General features: G+C 37.8%; 12 protein-coding genes and 1 tRNA gene. 10 read left to right on the forward strand and 3 right to left on the reverse strand.

Annotated features, from left to right (window positions below):
• The first annotated feature begins 61 nt into the window (after nucleotides 1-61).
• From folP to H5160_RS06840, 6 genes are all read left to right on the forward strand, one after another.
• Nucleotides 62-910: a dihydropteroate synthase gene (gene folP, locus H5160_RS06815; protein ID WP_182737114.1), complete on the forward strand. Its 849-nt coding sequence runs from the start codon at nucleotides 62-64 to the stop codon at nucleotides 908-910.
• Nucleotides 907-2,256 (forward strand): phosphoglucosamine mutase, encoded by a 1,350-nt coding sequence (glmM, locus tag H5160_RS06820; protein WP_002962765.1) that lies wholly within the window; start codon nucleotides 907-909, stop codon nucleotides 2,254-2,256. The genes folP and glmM overlap by 4 nt, the downstream gene beginning before the upstream one ends.
• Nucleotides 2,257-2,327: 71 nt before the next feature.
• Complete coding sequence (tpiA, locus tag H5160_RS06825; protein ID WP_002962767.1) at nucleotides 2,328-3,077, forward strand: triose-phosphate isomerase; 750 nt, start codon at nucleotides 2,328-2,330, stop codon at nucleotides 3,075-3,077.
• 1 nt (nucleotide 3,078) lies between these two features.
• On the forward strand, nucleotides 3,079-3,432 hold the full coding sequence (gene secG / locus H5160_RS06830) for a preprotein translocase subunit SecG (protein WP_002962769.1): 354 nt from the start codon (nucleotides 3,079-3,081) through the stop codon (nucleotides 3,430-3,432).
• A gap of 80 nt (nucleotides 3,433-3,512) precedes the next feature.
• Nucleotides 3,513-3,597, forward strand: a tRNA-Leu gene (locus tag H5160_RS06835).
• A gap of 209 nt (nucleotides 3,598-3,806) precedes the next feature.
• The gene (locus H5160_RS06840) at nucleotides 3,807-5,432 is read left to right on the forward strand and encodes a methyl-accepting chemotaxis protein (RefSeq protein ID WP_024594860.1); all 1,626 of its coding nucleotides are present in this window, start codon (nucleotides 3,807-3,809) and stop codon (nucleotides 5,430-5,432) included.
• Between the two features lie 188 nt (nucleotides 5,433-5,620).
• Here the strand turns inward: H5160_RS06840 and H5160_RS06845 are convergent, their stop codons facing one another.
• The 3 genes from H5160_RS06845 to H5160_RS06855 form a co-directional block, all read right to left on the reverse strand.
• Nucleotides 5,621-6,028 carry a phosphate ABC transporter substrate-binding protein gene (locus tag H5160_RS06845; RefSeq protein WP_182732702.1) on the reverse strand — a complete coding sequence of 136 codons (408 nt, stop codon included), beginning with the start codon at nucleotides 6,026-6,028 and terminating at the stop codon, nucleotides 5,621-5,623.
• A 12-nt stretch (nucleotides 6,029-6,040) separates the two neighbouring features.
• Nucleotides 6,041-7,171: a porin gene (locus H5160_RS06850; RefSeq protein WP_182737115.1), complete on the reverse strand. Its 1,131-nt coding sequence runs from the start codon at nucleotides 7,169-7,171 to the stop codon at nucleotides 6,041-6,043.
• A gap of 320 nt (nucleotides 7,172-7,491) precedes the next feature.
• Nucleotides 7,492-8,082, reverse strand: a complete 591-nt coding sequence (locus tag H5160_RS06855; protein WP_182737116.1) for a LuxR C-terminal-related transcriptional regulator — start codon at nucleotides 8,080-8,082, stop codon at nucleotides 7,492-7,494.
• Between the two features lie 409 nt (nucleotides 8,083-8,491).
• Between H5160_RS06855 and H5160_RS06860 the strand changes: the two genes are divergently transcribed.
• From H5160_RS06860 to H5160_RS06875, 4 genes are all read left to right on the forward strand, one after another.
• The gene (locus H5160_RS06860; protein ID WP_039484465.1) at nucleotides 8,492-10,714 is read left to right on the forward strand and encodes a TonB-dependent receptor; all 2,223 of its coding nucleotides are present in this window, start codon (nucleotides 8,492-8,494) and stop codon (nucleotides 10,712-10,714) included.
• A gap of 265 nt (nucleotides 10,715-10,979) precedes the next feature.
• Entirely contained in the window at nucleotides 10,980-12,101 is a 1,122-nt protein-coding gene (locus H5160_RS06865) for a 4-phosphoerythronate dehydrogenase (protein ID WP_024594856.1), read from the forward strand.
• Nucleotides 12,102-12,149: 48 nt separating this feature from the next.
• Nucleotides 12,150-13,166: an aspartate-semialdehyde dehydrogenase gene (locus H5160_RS06870; protein ID WP_024594855.1), complete on the forward strand. Its 1,017-nt coding sequence runs from the start codon at nucleotides 12,150-12,152 to the stop codon at nucleotides 13,164-13,166.
• A 354-nt stretch (nucleotides 13,167-13,520) separates the two neighbouring features.
• A complete protein-coding gene (locus H5160_RS06875) occupies nucleotides 13,521-17,300 on the forward strand; it encodes a FimV/HubP family polar landmark protein (RefSeq protein ID WP_182737117.1) in 3,780 nt (1,259 codons plus the stop codon).
• Nucleotides 17,301-17,515 lie beyond the last annotated feature (215 nt).

Consider the following 17,515-nt stretch of genomic DNA (forward strand, 5'->3'; position numbering starts at 1 on the left):
AAAGCCCCGAATTTCGGGGCTTTTTTGTATCAGCTATTTAGAAAAAGAATAAAGGTTGGCAATGACTAATATATTAAAGCTTCCCAGAGGACGTACGCTCAATATTGAAAAGCCTGTTATTATGGGAATATTGAATGTAACGCCAGACTCATTTTCTGACGGCGGGCAGTTTTTAGACCCCAAAATAGCGCTAAAGCGCGCAATGCAATTGTTAGGGGATGGTGCGCAAATTTTAGACATTGGGGGGGAGTCTACCCGCCCCGGCGCGCCAGATGTGAGTTTGAAAGATGAACTAGCCCGAGTAATTCCTGCTATTAAAGCGATACGTGAGTACAGTGATTGCGTTATTTCAATTGATACTAGTAAAGCGCAAGTTATGGAGCAAGCAATACTCGCTGGGGCAGATATAGTCAATGATGTAAGAGCTCTACAAGAAATAAACGCCTTAGAAACGGTTGCGCAGTATGAAGATGTAGCAATTTGTTTAATGCATATGCAAGGGCAACCCCGCAGCATGCAGTGCGCACCTCATTACGACAATCTGTTTGCAGATATAAATATGTTTTTTAGTGAACGTATTAAAGCATGTGAAACAGCAGGGATTAAGTTTGAGCGACTTATTCTAGACCCTGGTTTTGGATTTGGAAAAACACTTAGCCATAACTATCAAATATTGGCTAAGTTTGATGATTTTAACAAGTTAGGTTTGCCATTATTGGCCGGATTATCTCGTAAGTCGATGATAGGTAATCTATTAAATAGAGAAACAAATGAGCGATTAGCGGGCAGCTTAGCGGGTGCGTTAATCGCGGCGCAAAATGGCGCAAAAATTATTCGTGTACATGACGTTAAAGAAACCGCAGACGTACTTGGTGTATATCAAGCCTGCGAGAAAGGAATTGCAAAATGAAAGAAAGAAAATATTTTGGTACTGATGGCGTACGTGGTCTAGTAGGAACGCCACCTATTAACCCTGAGTTTGCAATGAAGTTGGGTTGGGCTGCAGGGCGCGTATTATCTCAAAGTGGTACTAAAAAAGTCATTATAGGTAAAGATACGCGTATTTCTGGCTACATGCTTGAAACTGCACTTGAGGCTGGTTTAATTGCCGCTGGTATTGATGTTGTATTACTGGGTCCAATGCCGACACCTGCAGTTGCGTATTTAGCGCAAACATTTCGTGCAGAGGCAGGTATAGTAATTAGTGCCTCACATAACCCTTATTACGATAACGGTATTAAGTTTTTCAATGGGCAGGGTCTAAAGCTTGACGATGAAGTAGAGCTTCAAATTGAAGCGATGCTTGATGAGCAAATGACATGTGTTGCTTCAGATAAATTAGGTAAAGCTTCGCGTTTAGTTAGTGCAGACGGCCGTTATATAGAGTTTTGTAAGAGCCAGTTCCCCCAAGGGTTATCTTTAGAAGGGCTTAAAATTGTTGTCGATTGCGCAAATGGCGCTACATACCATATAGCTCCTTCTGTCATGCGCGAACTTGGCGCTGAAGTTATAACACATGCATGCGAGCCTAATGGCGTTAATATAAATCATGAATGTGGCGCTACTCATGTAGATACCCTTAAACGCAAAGTGCTTGAATTTAAAGCTGACGTAGGTATTGCATACGATGGGGATGGCGATCGTGTAATGATGGTTGATCATAATGGTCGTGTATTTGATGGTGACGATTTAGTTTATATTATTGCTTGCCAAGCTGCCGAAGATGATATGTTGGGTGGAGGTGTTGTTGGCACTGTAATGTCTAACATGGGTCTTGAAAATGCTTTAAAAGCAAAAGGTATCGAGTTTGCTCGCAGTAAAGTGGGTGACCGCTATGTAATGGAATTACTACAGCAAAAAGGCTGGAAAATTGGCGGTGAAAGCTCAGGCCATGTATTAAATTTAGATTTAATTAGCACGGGTGATGGCATTATATCAAGTTTGCAAGTACTTGCAGCTATGGTTGCACAAAACCGTACACTACAAGATTTGGGTGCTGGTTTTACTAAATATCCAATGAAAATGATTAACGTGCGCTATACCGCTGGAACAGATCCGACAAAAGCGCCAGAGGTACTTTCAGCTGTAGCAGAAGTTGAGCTTGCTTTAGGCGACAAAGGCCGAGTTTTACTGCGCAAATCAGGCACAGAACCTGTTGTTCGTGTTATGGTTGAAGCCGAGCAAGAAAAAATTGTAATAGACAGCGCTCAAAAAATTGCAGCTGTTGTAGAATCTATGAGCAAACAGACTGATTAATAACAATAACCTCTTGTAACTTTGGGCGAGAAAAGTTAATATCTCGCCCGCTTTCTAATGTGGAGTGGAAAATGGCAATACGCAAGGCGATGGTCGCAGGCAACTGGAAAATGAATGGTTCGTTAGAGCTAGTTAAACAAATGTCTGATGCTATTAACGATGTAAAATCACAAGAGATGGACATTGTTTTATTTCCTCCATTCCCACTTGTACCTGCGATGATAGCTAGTGGTGTTTCTACAGGTGCTCAAACTGTTTCTGAAAATACACCTGGTGCGTTTACCGGTGAAGTAGACGGACAGCTTCTAAAAGACTTAGGTGCAACTTACGTACTCGTTGGTCATTCTGAACGCCGCAGTATTTATAACGAAAGTAATGAAACTGTCGCTGAAAAGTTTGCTAGAGCACAAGAAGTTGGGTTAACACCAATTTTATGTGTTGGCGAAAGTGAAAGTGAGCAAGAAAACGGTCAAACCGAACAAGTCGTTGCTGCACAAATTGATGCAGTAATTGAAAAATTAGGTGTAGCAGCACTGAAAGATTCTGTGATAGCATACGAGCCCGTTTGGGCCATAGGCACAGGTAAGACTGCATCGCCAGAGCAGGCACAAACTGTTCATAAATTTATCCGTGATAAAATTGCTGCACTTGATAGCACTTTAGCACAAGGGCTTTCCATCTTATATGGTGGTAGCGTTAATGAAAAAAATAGCGAATTATTATTTGCACAAACAGATATAGATGGCGGCTTAATTGGCGGCGCAAGTCTAAAAGCAGAATCTTTTTCTGCAATCTGTAACAGTGCAAAAGGGACTGTATAAGATGTACGAAATTTTATTAGTAGTTTATTTAGTTGTGGCTCTAGCTCTAGTTGGAATGGTTTTAATTCAACAAGGTAAAGGCGCAGATATGGGTTCTTCATTTGGTGCTGGTGCTTCAGGCACGGTTTTTGGTTCGTCTGGTGCTGGTAACTTTATGACAAAAACAACCACAAGCTTAGCAACAGTATTTTTTGTTTTAAGCATTGTGCTAGGTAACCTAACTGCAGGTCAAATTAAAAAGACTGACGAGTGGGAAAACCTAGAAGCAGCTCCTGCAGTAGAAACTGTAGTTCCTGTTGAAGAAGATGTTCCGGTAACATCTACGAAAGAGCAAAGCTCTGACGTACCGAACTAATTTAGCGTAATGCTATCGTTAAACGATTTATACTCCTCAAATAAATCATATGTTTAACAAATAAGCGAAAGCTTAAAAATGCGGATGTGGTGGAATTGGTAGACACGCCACCTTGAGGGGGTGGTGCTTTCGGGCGTGGGGGTTCAAGTCCCCCCATCCGCACCAAATTTAGAAACCAGTAACAGAAATGTTACTGGTTTTTTTGTGCCTGCGATTTAAATTGAATGTTATTTGTACTTTCTTTTTTTAAAGGGCAATTAGTTATGTAGAATTTTGAATTGTTTGTAAAAAAAACTAGAAATTTTACAAATTTAGTTAACACTTATGAGTAATAAGCCGATAATAGATTTAGACAATAAAATAAGGTATTCACAATGGCTTCAGGCTTCACTTTTCAAAATCTCAGCATAAGTAAAAAAATACATGCGATTACGAGTATTGCTGTCGTTGCATTTTTAGTGATTGTTCTGATCAACTATTTTGCTATGAATGATAATAGAATTGCACTTGATGAAATGGAAAAATCATCCTACAAAGTTGTTAAGTTAACATCTGCTAATGTTGGCATTTTAGAGAAGCTGGACGAACTTTACACCCAAGCCGTAACATTTGGTGAGCAAGATTTAGTCGAGAAAGCATCTGACACATACAAGCAACTTGAGTTGAATATTATTGCGATAGAAAAAATAAATGCCTCTTACATTCACAGTGACACTAAAGAGCAGCTCGCAAATTACGAAAAAATATCAGCGACTATCGCAAATGGCATGGTAAATGGAACAGCAGATTTTAGTAAAATTCAACAACAAGCACAGAGGAAAACAGCGCTTTATAACGATGTCCTAGAAAAGTTTAAGGCAGCACAAGTCAAAGCTGACGATCGTTTTTTTGAACTTGTTGCAAGCACAAAGGACCGCTCTGATTACGCCCTTACGTTAATGTTAGTTGTTTCTATTGTATCGCTTATTTTATTGCTCTTTATGGCTATTTGGATAGCTAAGCGAATTGCTTCTTCGGCAAGTGATGCGGCAAATAATTTAAGCTTATTAGCAAGCGGTAAAGGCTCGCTAAGCACTAAATTGACAGTTAACTCTGAAGATGAAATAGGTCAAGTATCTATAAACTTCAACTCTTTTATTGGCATATTGAAAAAAACGGTGTTAGAAATTATCGCGGTTTGCGAACCGTTAATGGAAAACTCTACTCGCTTAGTGCAGGGGATGGAACAAGCGGAGCGTGCAACGACTAAACAAACCACTGATGCTGAGATTGTAAAGCAATCGATGGAAGAGATGAAACAGAGTGTAGGAGATATCTCTCAATCAGCTGCAAGTGCTTCTCATGCAGCGCAAACGGCTGAGAAAGAAGTTGAGCAAAGTCGAACTCAAGTACAAACATCAGTAACCGCTTCTCGTACGTTAAGTGATGAGATTAATCACGCTGCTACAACTATCAATAAATTAGCAGACGATACAAAAAATGTGTCGCAAATATTAAATGTTATTACATCAATAGCGGAGCAAACAAATTTACTTGCACTTAATGCTGCCATTGAGGCTGCCCGTGCTGGTGAGCATGGCCGAGGCTTTGCTGTTGTTGCTGATGAAGTTAGAGAGCTTGCATCGCGAACTGCTCACTCTACAAATGAGATTCGAGAGCTGTTGACTACTTTAACTGAAGCGGCTAACGAATCAGTTACTGCAATGACGACTGCAAGAGATATGGCTACAGATAATGCAACTGCAGCAGAAAAAACGGGTATTTCTATAGAGAAAATTGCAGAGCAAATGTTAGAAATAAATGGAATGAACTCACAAATTGCTGCTGCCACAGAAGAGCAAACATCAGTTGCTGCTATGGTTGTAGAAAACGTGACAAATATGCACGTATCATTTGAAGATACAATGGACTCGCTAACGGCTGTGAGGGATGTAGCTAAAAACCTTCATTACCTTTCAGATAACCTATTAGATGCCACGGCTAAATTTAAAATTGAGTAACGTAGCTAAATCAATTCGAAGTAATGCTTATTCAATTTGAGAGGGCAGATCAGACGCTAGCTGTGTTAAAATTTCTATTGAACAGTTTTTCTCCCTCAAAATATCTTACTTAATCGAGCGAATTGTTATTAAAGTTAAGTTATAAAAAAACCACCGATTTGGTGGTTTTTTTTATTTAATAATAGCAATTAAAAGGTAGCAATCACTTTAACTTTATCAGTTGCTTTATTGCTATCTATATAGCCGATTGAATCACCATTAGCGGCAACAAAGTCAATGACAGCTTGATCTGAATCAAACTTTTCAGGCGGTGTTCCTTTACCTGTAAAAACAAGTTTTGACCAATAGGCATTTAATTGGCTGCTCGATTTACCTACCACTTTAGAATTGAATTCATCAGCAATAGCGGTACCGTTTTGAGTTGCTGGGTTGACCTTATTGCCGTTATCAAACGACTTGGCCTTTCCTAAGTAAATTTTCTTAATAGTCTCTGCATCAAGTGCATTTGCATTACCAGGATTTACAATTACTGCAACTTCAGCTAAAGCACCGAAAGAACATAATGAAAGCGCACTAGCTAGGATTAATTTTTTCATATTCCGCTCCAATTAAAATACTAAATCAACACCAACGGCGACTATATCCGTTTCAGTGTCAGTGATGTCATCATCAAATCGACTAAAGTCAATTTTAAATGCAGCTGAAGGGTGGAAGTCATAACGTGCGCCGATGGTGTATACGTTACTCTCTGCACGCATGCTCTCTAGGGCAAAGTTCACTGTAGTATTTAATAAAGGAATTGATTCAAGAGTATTAAAACGTGATGAATCATGTTTATCATCATTTTTTTCATAGGTGAAGTGAACAATAACATCGTCGATACGATAACCGGCAGAGGCATAGTATTGTGATTGTTCAGCCAAAATACTTCCCTCTACTTCAAACTGTGTATATTCAGCATCAAATAAGAAGTTATCATAGTCAATAGAGAAGCCAATACCAACAAAAGTTGTTTCATCTTCGTCAGTAGTAAGATCATTTGCTGTGCTCGTTAAACCGTTAGTATTAAGTACTTCAACAAGTCCAATTAAACCGCTGTCATTAGATGAAATGCTTGTGTCGGCCACAATATATGCAGCTCGTGCACTGAACCAGTCGTATGATAGGCTCCAGTTTATACCGCCTAAATTATTTAACTCAGCAGGTAAGCTATCTCCAAATACATCTATATCGCCATCAAAAGCGCCATAAAACCCTTGCAAAGTAGAGTCCCAATCTCCTAATTGATTGTTGTAAACAACACTCAAGCCTTCATAAGTCGAAAATGGGATACCGTATACTGAGCGAGGTGGACGTACCCAGCGATAAGCATAGCCAACATCCAAGAAATCTGAGTATTTATAGAAAGGAACACGCATTTTACCAGCGCTAAATTGCAGTTCATCGCTGTATTCATAAGTAACATATGCCCATTCGAATGTGGCGTCAAAGTCGTCCTCTCCACGCGCAATAATTTGAGCCGTAGCCGTTAGCTTCTCTTGAAGATCAGCAGATAGTTGTAAAGCGAACTTACTCTCATTTTTAAATGAGATATCATCGTCATATCCGTATAAGGTTTGATCACTGTCTAGGCTTTTACCACCCACTATAGATGCAAAACCATTAATACGTACTTCAGCGCTTGCATAGCTAGATGCAAGTACAGCACATACAGCTACTGCTACAGATAGCTTTTTCATATGTATTTCCTATTTGTTATTTAGATGTTGATTTCAATAGGATTATAGAAGTGATAGTGTTTTTTATCTAATAAATTTAGGAAGTTAATAAAAATAAATTTAGTAACTGCTTTTTAATTTTGTAACATATATATTTTATGTATGTATTAAAAGCAGAATAGTATGATTTTATTAGAATAAACTTTAAATCTAGTTAATAAGGCTTTTTAAAATGGCGGGAATATTATAACTAAATTTTCTTTTTACGTTCTTTGGTTAAGGAGTTAGAACGAATGTTGCTGGTAATTACAATAGCTATTATCAAGTTTGCTTAATCGGTTTTAACTATTGATCTTATTTAAGTTTTTTTGACACCAAAGCAATGCTTGTTGCTTGTTTTTTACAGCGATTTTTTGATACACCTTGTGTAAATGTACACGAACTGTAGCTTCACTGATAAATAAAGTGTCTGCAATTGCGCTTGAATGTAAGCCAGAAAATAATAAGTTTAATACTTTCATTTCTTTGCAGGTTAAGTTATTTGATTGCAGCGTAGTTTGTTGTTCACTCGCTAGCATTTGTCTCATCCAACCATCAGTTACCGCACGTGGAAACCAAAGTTTTCCTTGTTCTATTGCTTGTAATCCTTGCTGCAGTAGTACTTCGTCAGTGCCTTCATAAAACAAACCTTTCAAATTAGGCCACTCTTTTAATGCCAAAACATCACCGTCTTTGGGCACGTCAAAAATAACGAGTCCTTGGTGACCGTTTTTTAGCATAAACTGATTTATAAGTTCATGGTTTGTAATAACATTTAAAGCTAGATAATTGACAAGTAGGACGTTGAAGTCAGCTGCGACACAAAAAAGTGATGTGTAATTTGGGCTGGTGAAGCATGTGGGGCTTTTATTGGCTGTATTTTCAATATTCATAATATTCTATCCATAGACTACATTTTAGCACTATATTCTTATTTTTAGTTAATTTCAATGATACCTGAATGTGTTTTAGCTCTTTTTTTATACACTAAAGTACATGTATGAGTATGTTTTATGCGCTCTTTAAAGTAGTATTTATGAGATTTTTTGTTTTAAAACAGTTCATTAGTGAGGTAAATATTAGAGGGGTTTATTTATGATAATTCATTTAAAGCTAACAATGCTTAAATTACTGTCATTTTCTATGAATTTATTTAAATAATCTTATACATTTATTCACAATAATGTCATATAATACCTGTCCAGAGGAAAGATGCTATTTAGCGTCTTTTTTTATGCCTAAAATTTATATTATTAATATAAAAGCATAACAAAAATCACACGGTATCCTTTGGAGAATATTTTGAAACTACGCACACTCTCACAGTTAAGCCTAGCAATTGTCGCTGCACTATCTACCTCAGTAAATGCTGAAGAAGCTAAAACAACCGCAAAACAAGACGCGTTTGAAAAAATCGAAGTCACAGCTCGTAAACGTACAGAGAGCTTATTTGAATCTCCAACCGCTATCACATCAATTGGGGCGAACCTAATTGATAAAGCCAATATGAGTAATCTTGAAGATATTGGTAAATATGTTCCAAACTTAAACATCACCCGTTACGGTGTTGGTAATGCAGCACATGCGTCTGTGTTCATTCGTGGTATTGGTCTGCAAGATCACATAATAACTACTGATCCAGGTGTAGGCGTATACTTAGATGGCGTTTATTTAGGTCGTCAAATGGGTTCTAATTTATCATTACCTAATGTTGAGCGTGTTGAAGTGCTTCGTGGTCCACAAGGTACTTTATATGGTCGTAATACATTAGGTGGCGCTGTAAATGTAATTACAAAGCAACCTGGTGATGAAGGTATTGTAACTACTTCAGCTAAGCTGGGAAGTCGTGGACGTATTGCTGGTGATGTTTATTTTAATAACTCACTAAACGATGAACTAAGCATGTCTGCGAGTGCATCTTACAAAACACGTGATGGTGTTGGTGAAGCTGTTAATTTAGCAAATCCAGAGAAAGAAATTGGTGAGGAAGAGGAATTCAGTGGTCGTGTAGCCCTTAAATGGCAAGCGAACAGCGATTTAGCATTCACTTTTGCTTTAGATGGAGTTGATAACGAGTCAGGTCAATCGCCTTACACAATTGAATTAACTGACCCGCTAGATGCAAACGATGTGTTTAATGGCGACTTCCCGTTATTGACTCAAGATTTAATTCCATCAGACCCTGATGATTTAGGTACAACCGTTGCAGGTATTGAATCAACTTCTTACTCAGGTTGGGGCACATCGTTCTCGGCTGATTGGGCAATTAACGATACTTATACTACTAAATTTATCTCAAGCTACCGTACATCTGAGTATGAAGGTGGCCTAGATGACGATGCATCACCTTTAAACTTATCTGAGTTTCCAGAAGAGGGCGGAGCTGATCAGTACTCGTTTGAAATTCAACTAAATGCAACATTTGATAATATGGACTTTGTGTCAGGCCTTTACTTTTTTAATGAAGATGGCTTTACACGTTCAGGCCCATTTGTATTCAGCCCATTTAATACACCCAATGGCTTATTGAATGACGGAGTAACAGAATCATTTGGTGGTTACGGCGATTTTGAAATTAACCAAGAAACTAATTCTTACGCAGCCTACTTTAATGCAAGCTACGATTTAACTGACGATTTAACGGTAGGTGGTGGTCTTCGTTATTCAAAAGATGAAAAAGATGCAAATGCTATATTCCCATCATTTCCTACTCGTAAGTATGTAAGTGCAGATTTTGATGCAGTTACGTGGGATGTAAATGCATCTTATCAGCTTAGCAATAATATGAATGTGTATGGCCAGATTCAAAAAGGCTACCAAACAGGTGGTTTTCCACCGCGCCCATTTGGTGGACCAGACCAGTTTGTATCATTTGACGAAACGAAAGCGGTTAACTACGAAATGGGTCTAAAAGGCCAAGTACACGAAAATGTATCTATGATGCTTGCGGTATTTGTGACTGATTACACTGATTTAGCATTACCATTTTCAGACCCAACAGCAGGTGGCGGTTTTGTAACAATTGTAGAAAATGCGGGCCAGTCTAAAGCACAAGGTATTGAGCTTGAAACAACAGTCGCTATTACTGATGACTTTACTATTCGCAGTGCAGTTGGTTATTTAGATTCTGAAATCACAGAAGTGGCTGAGGGTGTACAAGGTATAGGTAAAGGCGATTCACCTGCACTTACACCACGCTGGACTGTCATGGTTGCACCTTCTTACTTTATGGATTTAGAGAGCGGCGCAACACTTGCATTTAATGCTAATTATTCGTACCGAAGCGAAATGCAAGGGCAATCAGTTTATAACCAAAGTGAGACAATTGACTCTCGTGAACTAGTTGGTTTTAATATTTCCTACACTAATCCATATGGCGATATGGAAGTTACACTGTATGGTGAAAACGTTCTAAACGAAGTTTACGACGTTGGTCGTCTTCAACAATCAGGTTTTGTTGGCGTAATGCGCAGTAATGATCGAAGTGAATTTGGTTTGAAATTCAAAAAAGATTTTGAGCTATAAACTAAAATCAAGTAAATAAAATATAATGTAATTGAAGTTTATTTTGCATAATAAAGGCCGAATCATGCTGTGATTCGGCCTTTGTGTATTCAATAGTAAAGTTATTATTCGCATCGTTTAAATTCCTAATTTAAATTGCTGATTTAAAACAATCCACATCCCCATTTTTGAGTGTTTGTATTAACTAAAATGCGCCTTTTTAGTTTGTGTAAAGGCTAGGTTGTTCGCTACAATGGCGCCTCTTAATTGCCAAACGGACTCTGTAATGAAAATTCTTGCCGATCAAAATATGCCTTTAGTTGAGCAGTACTTTGCAGACTTTGGTGAGGTTGAGCGTTTTGATGGTCGTAAATTAACGCCTGAACAATTAATAGATGTAGATGTTCTTCTTACTCGTTCGGTGACAAATGTTAATCATGAACTTTTGGTACAAGCTAACAAGTTGAGCTTTGTAGGTACTGCCACAATCGGCATTGACCATATTGATACGCAATTACTGCATGATAGAAATATTGCTTTTACAAGTGCACCTGGTTGTAATGCTGTTGCTGTAGCTGAATATGTAATTAGTAGCTTATTTGCATTAAGCCAAGAAAATGCGCGTCCATTGTGTGGTCAAACAATTGGTATTGTAGGGATGGGCAACATTGGTACATGTTTGGCGCAAAAATTAAAAGCATTAAACGTAGTTGTACTGCTGTGCGATCCGATTAAGCACGAACAAGGCTTATTACAAGAGCATGTAGCGCTTGATGAGTTATTAGCGCAGTCAGATGTTGTTACTTTTCACGTTCCCCTTGTTAAAAGTGGCGAGCATAAAACACTGCACATGATGGGTAAAGAGCGTTTAAAGGCACTTAAGCCAGGAACCACGCTAATTAATGCAAGCCGTGGCGATGTAATTGATAACCAAGCATTACTTGAGGTAATGGAAGCTGGGGCTGATTTAGATTTAGTACTTGATGTATGGGAGAAAGAACCCAATATTTTAACTGAATTACTAGAGCATGTTCGTTACGCTAGTGTGCACATTGCAGGGCATACACTTGAGGGGAAAGCTCGTGGTACACAAATGTTGTATCAAAAACTGTGTCAGCTCAAAGGTGTTGAGGCGATTAAATCGTTGGATGATTTTTTACCAACACCAGCCGTTACAAATGCAACTGTTACGCAAAGCCTTAATGAGCAAGATATTGCCCGTTTAGTGCATTTAATTTATGACGTTCGCCGCGATGACGGAATATTACTTCGTCGTCTAGAGAGCGACGGCTTTGATAGTTTACGTAAAAACTATCCAATAAGGCGAGAATTTAGCACTTTATTTCTACAAGGTGATAGCTCACAACTAGCAGCACTTAGCCAGCTTGGCTTTAGCATAGCTGAATAATTATTTAACTAACGATGTTGTTTTAATGTCGTTTATAGAGGAAGAAATATGTCGCAAAAATATAACGTTGCCGTACTTGGCGCTACTGGTTTAGTAGGCCGTCAAATCATTGAAACGCTAGCAGATCGTAAGTTTCCTGTTGATCAGCTTTTTTTACTTGCTAGCAGCCGCAGCGCAGGTGAAGATATAAAGTTTCGTGGTGAGACCATTGAAGTACTTGACGTTGAAGGCTTTGACTTTAGCCAAGCGCATATAGGTTTGTTTTCTGCTGGTGGCAGTGTATCTGAAAAATATGCTCCTATTGCTGCTGAAGCCGGCTGTATTGTAATCGATAATACATCGCACTTTAGAAATGATTTTGAAATACCACTCGTGGTGCCAGAAGTTAATGCTTCAAGCCTAGCTGATTTTAGAAATCGTAATATTATTGCTAACCCTAACTGTTCAACTATTCAGATGATGTTAGCACTTAAACCAATTTATGATGCTTACGGAATAGACCGTATTAATGTATCTACTTACCAAGCTGTATCGGGTGCAGGTAAAGACGCGGTTGATGAACTTGCAAAGCAAACAGCTAATTTGATGAATGCACGCCCTATGGATAATAAAGTATTTCCAAAGCAAATTGCATTTAACGTTATTCCTCAAATTGATAGCTTTGAAGATAATGGCTATACGCGCGAAGAAATGAAAATGGTAAACGAAACTCATAAAATTTTGGGTGATACCACTATTGCAGTGAACCCAACGTGTGTACGTGTTCCCGTATTTTTTGGGCACTCAGAATCAATTAATATTGAAACGCGCATGCCTTATGACTTTGAACACGTTAAACAACTTTTAAAAGACGCGCCTGGTGTCGAGCTAATTGATGATGAAGGTGACTACCCAACAGCAGTGTCTGACGCTAGTGGTAACGATACTGTGTATATAGGTCGATTACGTGCTGATATTTCTCATCCTCATGGATTAAACATGTGGGTTGTAAGTGACAACACTCGTAAAGGTGCTGCAACTAATAGCATTCAAATTGCAGAAGAGCTTATTGCCAATTACATGTAATAGTTAATTGCGCTAAACATGCTTTTGAAGCGGTAAACAGTAGTTGTTTGCCGCTTTTTGTTTATATGGCTTGTCAAATTTTTGCCGTTTAATTTTAAAAATACAAAAACTGATTGATAACGCTCAATAAATTAATATTTATAAAGATGTTTTAAGGCATTTATTTTCAAGGTGTTGCGATGGATATTACGCTCTAACTGGTTTATAGTTTGTAATTGGAATAGAGCTTGCAATAAAAATAGATTGTAATAATAAATGCGAGTCAGTCATTTGGCTGATAATAGCAATAATAAACAATATTTATGCACTTAAGTTTTAGGTGTTTTATTAATATTTAAATATTAAAGGATCAGCATGCGCGGTTTAGCTACACTTATTATATTAGCGTCTGCATTGATAGTAACGCCAGTTTACTCTCAGGACAGTACCCAATTAAAGGGGCCTAAAGGCGTTGACTATGGTGCGCAAGGGCGATCAATTGGGCCAATTAAACCAACTGATACGCTTTGGCGTATAGCAGCTAAAGTGCGCCCAGACAATTCTGTCAGTATTTATCAAGTTATGCAGGCTTTGTATAACAAAAATCCCGATTCATTTTTAGAACAAAATCTTAACCACATTCAAAATGGTGCCTATTTAAAAATCCCTACCTTAGCCGAAATAAAAGCTGTAAATACGCAGCTCGCAAAGCAACGCTCTGAGCAAGATGATGCATTATGGGAAAAGAAAAAAAATGGCACGCTTACACAAAGCGAAATTAACTCAGCGCAAACAAAAGTAACTCAAGCGCGTAAAATTGATGTAGACGATGCTAAAAAAGAGATACAGAAAGAATTAAATGAAATAAAAACAGAGCAAGGTACTAAGCTTGTTGAGTTACAACAACAGTTTAAAAGCTCAGTTAGTAATGTAGAAGAGATTTTAGTTGAAAATAATAATCTTAAAAAACAGTTATCAGGAATATCTAAAGAGCTCGAAAACTTACGTTTGCAATTAGGACAAGACAGCGAAATTCAAAATCAGTTAAAAGAACTCATCGTTAAACAAAACGAGATTATTGCCCAACAAAAAAAACAAGAAGTAATACCAAAAGAGTCATTTGATTTTGGCTCATTATTTTCAAACCCCATAGTACTGGGCTTGTTAATGTTTATTCCTGGGTTACTGATTATTTTTGCAATCGTTATGTTTTTACGCAAACGAGCAAGTAATCAAGAAGAGCCGCAAAACGATGATGACTTTTTACCACAAACCCCAACTTATACTGGCGATGATGATTTAGGCCCAAGCTTAAATGACGATCCAATTGTACCTGACCCTTTAGATGACTTGAGTGTTCAATTAGATGATAGTCTCGAAAGTGATATGTTGCCTAATGATGATTTAGACGACGGCTTAGATGATTTTTCTGGCGACGAAAATTTACTTGATCAGGATGAGCTCGAAAGCTTGCTAAGCGATGACATTGTTTTTGATGATGAAAATACCGATGACGATGATGAGCTCGATATTTTTATGCAGCAAGGGTTTGATCAACCTTCAGATGAAAACGCTGAAGATATAGATTTAGACTTATCTGATGACTCAATTAACAATGATGAAATCCTAACTAATGACGATTTAGATAGCTTGTTTGATGAAGACGATAGTCTACCTGAGTTTGATGCACCGCAAACAAGCGAAGCTTTAGAGGATGACAGCTTAGAATCTCATGATGAAATGGCGGCTTTAAGTGAAGAGCTTGCAGATGAAGATAATTTTGATATAGATGAATTATTAGATCAAACATCAACAGAATTAGATACCTCAAATAACACTTCAGCTGAACTTGATACAAGCGACGACTTTGATTTAGACGATATAGATAGCTTAATTGATGAGGCGAATGACCCAAAAAGTGATGTGGTAGATGACTCACTTGATGCAGAGTTACTCGACGAAGATGAACTTCTAGAAGAAAGCGACGACTTTGATTTAGACGACATAGATAGCTTAATTGATGAAGCAGCAGTTGATACTGCAGATGACTCATTAGTTGAGGAAAGTGACGACTTTGATTTAGACGATATAGATAGCTTAATTGATGAAGCAGCAGTTGATACTGCAAATGATTCATTAGTTGAGGAAAGTGACGACTTTGATTTAGACGACATAGATAGCTTAATTGATGAGGCTGCAGTTGATACTGCAGATGACTCATTAGTTGAGGAAAGTGACGACTTTGATTTAGACGACATAGATAGCTTAATTGATGAGGCTGCAGTTGATACTGCAAATGATTCATTAGTTGAGGAAAGTGACGACTTTGATTTAGACGACATAGATAGCTTAATTGATGAGGAAGCAGTTGATACTGCAAATAATTCATTAGTTGAACAAAGCGATGATTTTGATTTAGACGACATAGATAACCTAATTGATGATGAAGTAAAAAATTCAGATGTAAGAGATTCAGAAATTGATAATGCATTGGCAGACTCAGTTGAGGATTTAGCAGATGCTCAAGAAGAATTAAATGTTGATGATATTGAGTCGCTTGCTTCATCATTAAATGAAGAACCTGAGCTTGAAGAAGAGCCTGAACTTGCAGAAGAACCTGAGCTTAAAGAAGAACCTGAACTTATAGATGTAACGGTTGATGATTTTTCAGATACATCAGAGTCGCTTCTTGATCCTGAAGATGCGCTTGAAGAATATACAGATGATACTTTAAAGAGCGTTGATGAGCTTTTAAATGAGCTACAACAAGCGACGGATGATGACTATATAGAAACACCAGATTGGTCTTTAGATGAGCTTGACGACGATCTTGAAGAAATAGAAGTAGATCTTGGTGACGATCCGTTAGCGGGCGACGATGGCTCAGATCTTACAAAAATTGAAGAGCAGCTTGATAGCGATCTTATAACGCCAAGTGAAGAGTTAGATGAATATCCTGAACTTGAATTAGATGATGATCATTCATTATTGGAGAATGAACCTTCGTTTGAGCCGCAAGAACCTAAAGAAAATGCACCGAGTGAAGAAAATGCAGTAGCACTTAGTCAAACAGAGAAAGATCTCGCAAATGCGCTTTCTGAAAATGCTAACTTAGATAGCTTAGAAGATGATTTTGATGATGAACTATTAATTGATAATGACTTCTCTGAATCAGAAGCTAAGGTTGAAGACGAGTCGTTTGATGATGATTTACTGCAAGAAATTAATGACGGAATTGATTCTGTTGAACCAGTTAGTATAGAAGAGGATACCAAACCTCTTAACCTTGATGAAGTTCAAGAAACACTAGAAAGTGAGTTGCCATTTACCCCCGAAGAATTACAAGGTGATGATTTAGACGGTGAGGCGCAGGGAGTCTCTTCCAGCCAAGCTGAGCAGGACTTATCAAATGCGCTTTCTGAAAATAATGATTTAGATAGTTTAGAAGACGATTTTGATGATGAAATTTTAATTGAAGACGATTTTTCTGACTTAGATGTTGAGTTTGACGAAGATATTTTAGAGCAAGCGCTAACTGATGAGTTATCAGACGAGCAGCAAGAGCAAACAAATGCAGAGCGCGAAGCACAGTTAACAAACTCAGATGAAGCAGGTAGCACTAATATTAGCTCTGACGATGAACTTGATGAAGAGTTTATGTCAAATTTGACGCAAACTGATTTTGATTCATTACTTAGTGAGTTAGCGGAGCCTGAAGAATTAAGTGCTGAGGATAGCAGTGAATTTGATGTCGACTTTGACAGCTTGCTAAAAGAAGACTTAGAGGAAGATGACTCATTAACTACAAAAGAGCCACTTGTTGAAAGTAGTGATATTGAGCAACTTGATAATGATGAATTTGTAGATATAGATTCATTATTAGAAGAAAGTGAAGAGGCTGAACTTGAACACGAACCTTACACCGACGTTAATATGGATGTCGGTTTGAGTGAGTTTGATGCATTACTTGCTGGTGATAACCCAACCGATGTTGATGCTGAAAGTGGTGGTTATTCAGCTAAACTAGATTTAGCGCGTGCTTATATTGAAATTGATGATTTTGATTCTGCGCTCAAGGTCATTGAGGATGTCATCAACAAAGGCCCAGAAGAAGTTCAAGAAGAGGCACTTAGTTTAAAAGCGAAACTAAAATAACAAATTGTTAAAAAAACCCTTAATTGGTTATTCTAATTAAGGGTTTTTTTATGGATGTTAGTTTAATTATAACAAGGGAAAGCAACGCATTAATGAAGCGGATTTTATAGTATGTAATTGTTATAAAAGAATAATTTACATCGTAATTATTAAGTTATTTGATTCATTAAAATGCTCATGTTTTTAATAAAAAGGGTATTACCGCACACCTCCTT

Source organism: Pseudoalteromonas sp. SG43-4, from assembly GCF_014164325.1.
In the GTDB taxonomy this organism is placed as follows: Bacteria; Pseudomonadota; Gammaproteobacteria; order Enterobacterales; family Alteromonadaceae; genus Pseudoalteromonas; species Pseudoalteromonas distincta.